This window comes from Erwinia sp. INIA01 (assembly GCF_025947915.1).
GTDB classification, from domain to species: domain Bacteria; phylum Pseudomonadota; class Gammaproteobacteria; order Enterobacterales; family Enterobacteriaceae; genus Erwinia; species Erwinia coffeiphila.
In genome coordinates this window covers 296,829-303,508 of the sequence record NZ_JAPDNC010000008.1, presented here as the reverse complement: position 1 = coordinate 303,508, position 6,680 = coordinate 296,829, and the positions used below count along the sequence as shown (strand labels likewise).

Genomic DNA, 6,680 nt, shown 5'->3' with positions numbered 1-6,680 from the left:
AGCCCGCAGGACGCGGGCGCAAGGCTCGGTCGGCACACGGATGTGCCGTCTGAGCCGGTCCGACAGGCTGACGAACGAAGTGAGGGTACCGCGAAGCGGCGCGAGGACCGCCAGCCGTAGCCGCGACCCGTCCGCGCAGTCACAGCAGTCACAGCAGTCACAGCAGTCACAGCAGTCACAGCAGTCACAGCAAGCATCAGATAAAACTGGAGGTAGCTGCACCACCTCCAAACCGCTAAAAAACTACGCCCTTGTCAGCTGCGCATCATACAAATGCGCATAACGCCCGCGACGCTCCAGCAGCTGCTTATGACTGCCCTGCTCCACAATCCCACTATCGTCCACCACAATAATCCGATCGGCATTCTGAATCGTCGTCAAACGGTGGGCAATAATCAGCGACGTACGCCCCACCGACAGCTCGGACAGCGACTGCTGAATCGCCTGCTCCGTCGCCGTATCCAGCGCCGACGTCGCCTCATCCAGAATCAGAATCGGTGGATTCTTCAGGAACACGCGGGCAATCGAAATACGCTGCTTCTGACCACCGGAAAGCTTCACGCCGCGCTCGCCTACAATCGTATCCAGACCGTCCGGCAAACTGTTGATCAAATCCGCCAGACGCGCGCGGGTCGCCGCCTGCCAGATCTCCTCTTCCGTCGCGTGCAGACGACCATAGGCGATATTCTCACGAATCGAACCGCCAAACAGGAACACGTCCTGCTGCACAATCCCGATCTGACCGCGCAGCGACTGCTGAGTCATATCGCGAATATCCAGACCGTCGACCCGGATCGCCCCCTCCTGCACGTCGTAAAAACGCGGCAGCAGCGAGCACAGCGTGGTTTTACCCGCTCCGCTCGGCCCGACAAACGCCACCGTTTCACCGGCGCGGATAGTCAGATTCAAATCCTTCAGCACCGTCGAACCAGCGCTGTAGCCAAAGGTAACGTTATCGAACTCGATATCGCCCTTCAGCGAGCTGACCACGCGTGCATCCGGCTTATCGGTAATATCCGGCGCGGTATCCAGCAGCTGGGTGAAACGGCGGAAACCGGCAATCCCCTTCGGATAGCTCTCCATCACCGACGAAATCTTCTGCACCGGACGGAAGAACACCTCCACCAGCAGCAGGAAACCGATAAACCCGCCGTAGCTCAGCTCACCCTTCAGCACGTACCACGTGCCCGCCACCATAATCACCAGCTGAACCAGACGGGTGCTGAGATAACTCAGCGTCATACTGGCGGTCATAATGCGGTAGGCCTGCAGCTTGGTGGTTTTGTAGTTCACGTTATCGCGGGCAAACAGCTTCTCTTCCTGATGCTCGTTGGCAAACGCCTTCACCACGCGCACGCCGCCGATGCTCTCTTCGATGCGGGCGTTGAAATCACCGATCTGACCAAACAGCTTGCGCCAGGTATTGGTCATCTGGCTGCCGTGTCGGCTGACCAGCCAGGTCATCGACGGCACGATAATAATGGTCATCAGCGCCAGCGGCATATGCACCGTCGCCATCAGAATAAAGGCACCAATAAAGGTCATTACCGCAATAAACAGATCTTCCGGGCCGTGGTGGGCGATTTCCCCCACTTCTTCCAGATCTTTGGTGACGTGGGTAATAATGTGGCCGGTTTTCACGTTGTCGTAATAGCCCAGCGACAGCTTCTGCAAATGCTGAAACGCCTGCTGGCGCATATCGGTTTCAATCCCGACGCCCAGCGCGTGTCCCCAGTAGTTCACCACCGCCATCAGCCCGGTATTAATCAGGTAGATCGCCAGCAGCGCCACCGAGGCAACAATAATCATCACCCAGTCCTGGGCAGGCAGCAGCTTGTCAATAAAGGCGCGAACCGCCATCGGGAAGGAAAGCTCCAGCAGCCCGGCAAGAATGGCACAGCCAAAATCGAGCAGAAAAAGCTTCTTGTAAGGTACGTAATAACTAAAAAAACGCCTAAGCATAACTCCCTCAATATTAACTATAATTTTTTAATGCCGGACGGCGGGCGCGGTAATTTTCGGCGGGATTATAACATTGTGCGGGAATATCAAGTCGTTTTAATTACGCCACAAACAACGTAGGGATTAATTTGCAGCTATTCCCGGAAAATTAACCGGGAATAATCTCAGCGTTATTTAATCAGCATCTGGCGGAAGCATTCAGCGTAATAGCAGGTACGTCAGTGATCGTTGGTCAGATGCCATGATTGCCGCGATAGTCCGGCGACACCGGCGGCTGCCAGTTTTTGAGCAGCGATGCATCGGGCTGATAGATCTCAATGCCCAGCGGACGGCAGACCGACAGCGTATCCTGCGCCTCGTCCCCCCACATCGCCAGCGACAGATCGCCACCCGGGCAGGTGGAGATAGCGCAGAGCAGATCGATCTCGGCAAAGAATTCCAGGTAGTCGCCGCGCTTTGCCGGGCAGGCCTTCATAAAATACTTATCCTCATCGTTCAGCCCGGTGCACTGGAATACGTTCATCACGTCGTGGACGTCAAACTCACTTAATCCCCAGGGCTGCACCGCGCGCGTCAGGTTGGAGTGGCAGTGAACATCACAATCTTCCCCGGTCAGCATTTTATTGACGTAGGGATCGCAGCGGGTGCCCAGCAGATCGTGCACCCGCCCGCCGTGTTCGTCGATGCCGTAATCCGCCAGGCTGTCTGCGGTAATGGTGGCTATCGGCCGCAGAAACGGCAGGTTTGACCACAGCCGATCGAAGGTGGAAAGGTGCGCGCGCTGTAGCTGGCGCGTGCGCGCAACCCACATCCGCTCACGGGGGTTATCGCGATTCCAGATATTCAGATCGCCAACCTGCGGGCCTTCCGGGATAGTGATACGAAACAGATGCCCGGCGGGAACCTCCCAGGCAAATCCGCTGCGGATCGGCACAAGCTCCTGACGGATTAACCGGCGTTCACCGTCGGCCAGCGCCTGATAAAAATCGCGATCGACATCTAACGCCGAACCGGTGGTGCTTTGATAAGCGGCGGGATATGACGGCATAGAACACTCCTTTTACAACTGACGATGGTTCTGTGGATGAATGCGGTAGCGGGTTGCAGGCGTTAGCCCACCCTGCCAATAAACCGCTGTAGCCTTTCTGGCTGGCTGTCCTGTTTTAATTCCGCTGGCGTGGCGTCGTGTATCACTTCGCCCTTCTCCATGTAGATAATCCGGTCCGATACGCTGAAGGCAAAGTTCATCTCATGGGTCACGATCACCATCGTCATGCCCTCCTTCGCCAGCTCCTCAATCACCTTCAGCACTTCGCCCACCAGTTCAGGGTCCAGCGCGGAGGTCGGCTCGTCGAACAGCATCACCGAAGGCTGCATGGCCAGCGCACGGGCAATCGCCACGCGCTGCTGCTGACCGCCGGAGAGCTGATGCGGGTATTTATTGGCGTGTTCAGCGAGCCCCACTTTTTGCAGCATCGCCAGGCTCAGCAGGCGGATGGCGATGCGGGTGTCGTGCCGGTGATAAAGCGGTGCCAGCATGACGTTTTCCAGCACCGTCAGGTGTGAGAATAAATTGAAGCCCTGGAAGACCATGCCAACGTGGACGATGCGGCCGAGATGATTCTTTTCATCATATTTTTCACCGGACCAGGAGCCGATCAGGAACGGCTTGTTTTGCAGCCACACGGCACCGTTATTCAGCGTTTCCAGCCCGTTCAGGCAGCGGATCAGCGTCGTCTTGCCCGAACCGGAGGGGCCGATTATCGAAATCACCTCGCCCCATTTCACCTTCAGGCTGACGTTTTTGATCACCTCATTTTCACCGTAGAACTTCTGCCCGCGCTTCAGCTCCAGCGCAAACTCCCCCTCAGGCTGAATATTCAGCCTGCGCCGGGTGGCGACCTGTGCCGGGGGAACATTAAAATCACTGGTCATGCCGGGCGTTCTTCTGGCGATATCGAGGCGCTTTTCCATTTGTTGCAGCAGCAGGCCAAACACCGTCACCACCAGCACATAGTAAAATGCCACCGCCGTCAGCGTTTCGAGGATCAGGAAGTTCTGCGTGTAAAGCTGTTCGCCCACCAGCAGGATCTCCGCCAGAGAGATCACCGACACCAGCGAAGTCAGCTTCACAATCGAGATGTATTCGTTAATCAGCGTGGGCAGCGCCACGCGAAAAGCCTGCGGCACCACGATTAACCGCTGCACGCCGGGGTAACGGATGCCGAGCGCCTTACCGGCTTCCAGCTGGCCTTTCGGGATCGACAGCAGCCCGCCGCGATGGATCTCGGCAATATATGCCGATTCACTGAGCACCAGAGCCACCAGACCGGCGATAAACGGGTTGCCCAAAAATGCACTGGTGGAGGCGAAAAACTGCGGCAGGTTGTAGACAAAAATCAGCAGGACCAGCAGCGGCAGGCTGCGGAAAAACCAGATGTAGCCACGGGCAAAGTAGCTGAGGAATGGATTTTTTGACTGCTTTGCCAGCGCCAGAAAAAAGCCAAACACAATGCCGAGCACCCAGGCATAAAGGCTGAGTTCAACCACGGTTCCGGTCGCCTGCCAGAAAGATTTGTCCACAAACAGGCCCAGCAGATAGTTCCAGTCAAAGGTCATTTCCCATTCTCCGCAAGAAAATAGTTGGGAGCCATGCACCGTGCATGGCTCCGGGCTGGGTGGGGGTTAACCTTTGTACGCGGCGGCAATCTCTTCCGCCGACGGTTCCTGGAGGTTGTATTTCTTCAGCAGCGCCTGATAGTTGCCGTTCTTCTTCTGCTCTTCCAGCGCCGAGGTGAGGGCATTCAGCAGCGAGTCGTTACCCTTCGCTACGCCAAGACCGATAATCACCGGCTCCAGAATCTCTTTTGACGTGATTTGCAGACGTCCTTTGGTTTGATCGACCATCATCTGCGAGACGGCGGCATCGTCAAACTGTACGTCGGCCGCGCGCGAAAGCAGTGCCTGAGCCGCCAGCGGTGAAGATGGATATTCCTGCACGGTAATAGACCCGAGCTTATTCTCCGCGCAGTATCCGGCAGAGAGCTTATGCAGCGCCGGCACCCAGGCCGCGCCCTTCAGCGAAGCGACTTTCTTACCGCACAGGTCTTTCTGCGTTTGCGGCATAAACTCGCTGCCTTTCAGCGTCATTAACGATCCGCCGGTTTTCAGGTAGGGAATGTAGTTAATCTGCTTCGCGCGCTCCGGGGTGATATACAGCGCCGAAGCGATCACATCGTAGTGATGCCCGGTAAGGCCAAGGATCAGGCTGGCAAAACGCGTATCTTCGGTCCTGGTTTTCAGGCCGAGCGAGGCCGCCATCTGCTTCATTAAATCCGCATCAAAACCCGCAGCCTCGCCATCGACCAGGTAATCATAGGGTGCCCAGGTTAAGTCGGAACCGATGCTCAGCACCCCTTCCTGTTTGGTGTTTACGGCCGCCTGCGCACTGCCCAACAGGCCGGTAAGCGTGATTGCCAGCAGCGCTTTAACGGTGGTGATTTTATATTTACGAGCCATGGTGAACCCCCTGATGTGTCAGAAAAAGAATTAACGACCGATAACAATCAATTCACGCGGCGCGCGTCGGGTCAGAATCTGCGGGCCGGACGCGGTGATATGAATATTTTCTTCATGAACCAGCATTTTTCCCGGCGCATATTCCATACCCGGCTCGATGGTAATCACCATGCCTTCTTGAAGAACGGTGTTATCACCCGGCATATGCGATGGTGGTTCGGTCAGCTGTAATCCCAGACCGTGACCCAGGCGGCCCACGTTGTAACCCTGCGCACCCGCCTTCTCCAGCACGCCGCTCATGCAGCGCCAGAGATCGGTGGTGGTGGTGCCCGGCACGGCCAGCTTGATCGCCGCATCGGTGGCATCCCACAACGCTTCGTTTGCCCTGAGCGCCGCATCCGGGACCTGACCAAAACCAAAGTTGCGGTCGAAGTCGCAGAAGTAGCCGTTGACCGTCGCCCCCACGTCAATAATCAGAATGTCGCCGTCGTTCAGGGTGCGGCCCGACGGGCGTGAGATAATCTGTTCGTAGCCGCCCCAGCCCGATGCCGCCGCTATAAAGGGCACCGAGTGCGCACCGCCCAGGATGATATCGGCGGTCAGCCGCTGGCCGATTTCGCGCTCGCTCAGGCCACAGCGGGAATAGCTGGGCAGCTTATCGAAGGCGTCGCAAACCACGGTGCAGGACTGATGGATATACCCCACTTCCGCCGCTGACTTCACGGCGCGGATATTCCAGATGCAGGGCGAGCCGTCGACCAGTTCAAAACCGGTCAGCCGTTCTTTCAGCAGGAACAGATCGTTCAGCGGCATGCGTACGGCGGATTCGCGGCCAAACTCCATGCCGATGCGGCCAAAACGCTTCGGCAGCCGTTCCAGCGCACCGGCCAGCAGCGTCACGCCGTCATCCGCCGGGCACGGTGCCGGCCAGCTCAGCGTGTCGCCAATCCAGCTGCCCTTCAGCAGCGGCGCACCGATTTCGGGAACAATCGCGGTACAGAGTCCCTCGGCGGGGATGAGGAAAAACCATGGCCGGGTCGGGCTTTCCCAGAACTGGCTGTCAAAACCGCTGAAGTAGCGGAAGTTTGGCGGCGAAGTGACCAGCAAAGCATCAAGCTGATGTTCACGCATTTCTGCCTGCACCCGGGTCAAACGTGCTTCAAATTCCTGAGCTGGAAAGGCCAGTTCCATAGTGAACT

At 57.2% G+C, this 6,680-nt stretch carries 5 protein-coding genes; all 5 read right to left on the bottom strand.

The features are described 5' to 3' along the window. Positions 1 to 243 precede the first annotated feature (243 nt). Positions 244 to 1,962 (bottom strand): ABC transporter ATP-binding protein, encoded by a 1,719-nt coding sequence (locus OMR58_RS16140; RefSeq protein ID WP_200563214.1) that lies wholly within the window; start codon positions 1,960 to 1,962, stop codon positions 244 to 246. A gap of 232 nt (positions 1,963 to 2,194) precedes the next feature. Next, positions 2,195 to 3,010, bottom strand: a complete 816-nt coding sequence (locus OMR58_RS16135) for an urea carboxylase-associated family protein (protein ID WP_264546399.1) — start codon at positions 3,008 to 3,010, stop codon at positions 2,195 to 2,197. A 62-nt stretch (positions 3,011 to 3,072) separates the two neighbouring features. Further along, positions 3,073 to 4,581 (bottom strand): amino acid ABC transporter permease/ATP-binding protein, encoded by a 1,509-nt coding sequence (locus OMR58_RS16130; RefSeq protein WP_105595740.1) that lies wholly within the window; start codon positions 4,579 to 4,581, stop codon positions 3,073 to 3,075. Positions 4,582 to 4,647: 66 nt separating this feature from the next. After that, complete coding sequence (locus OMR58_RS16125) at positions 4,648 to 5,481, bottom strand: transporter substrate-binding domain-containing protein (RefSeq protein WP_200563210.1); 834 nt, start codon at positions 5,479 to 5,481, stop codon at positions 4,648 to 4,650. 30 nt (positions 5,482 to 5,511) lie between these two features. Continuing rightward, positions 5,512 to 6,672, bottom strand: coding sequence for a M24 family metallopeptidase (locus OMR58_RS16120; RefSeq protein WP_264546398.1), 1,161 nt, complete (start codon positions 6,670 to 6,672; stop codon positions 5,512 to 5,514). Positions 6,673 to 6,680: the final 8 nt, after the last annotated feature.

Bases quoted from the DNA above. Each gene is read 5' to 3' on its own strand.
- OMR58_RS16140 (WP_200563214.1), bottom strand. From the start codon at position 1,962: ATGCTTAGGCGTTTTTTTAGTTATTACGTACCTTACAAGAAGCTTTTT.
- OMR58_RS16135 (WP_264546399.1), bottom strand. From the start codon at position 3,010: ATGCCGTCATATCCCGCCGCTTATCAAAGCACCACCGGTTCGGCGTTA.
- OMR58_RS16130 (WP_105595740.1), bottom strand. From the start codon at position 4,581: ATGACCTTTGACTGGAACTATCTGCTGGGCCTGTTTGTGGACAAATCT.
- OMR58_RS16125 (WP_200563210.1), bottom strand. From the start codon at position 5,481: ATGGCTCGTAAATATAAAATCACCACCGTTAAAGCGCTGCTGGCAATC.
- OMR58_RS16120 (WP_264546398.1), bottom strand. From the start codon at position 6,672: ATGGAACTGGCCTTTCCAGCTCAGGAATTTGAAGCACGTTTGACCCGG.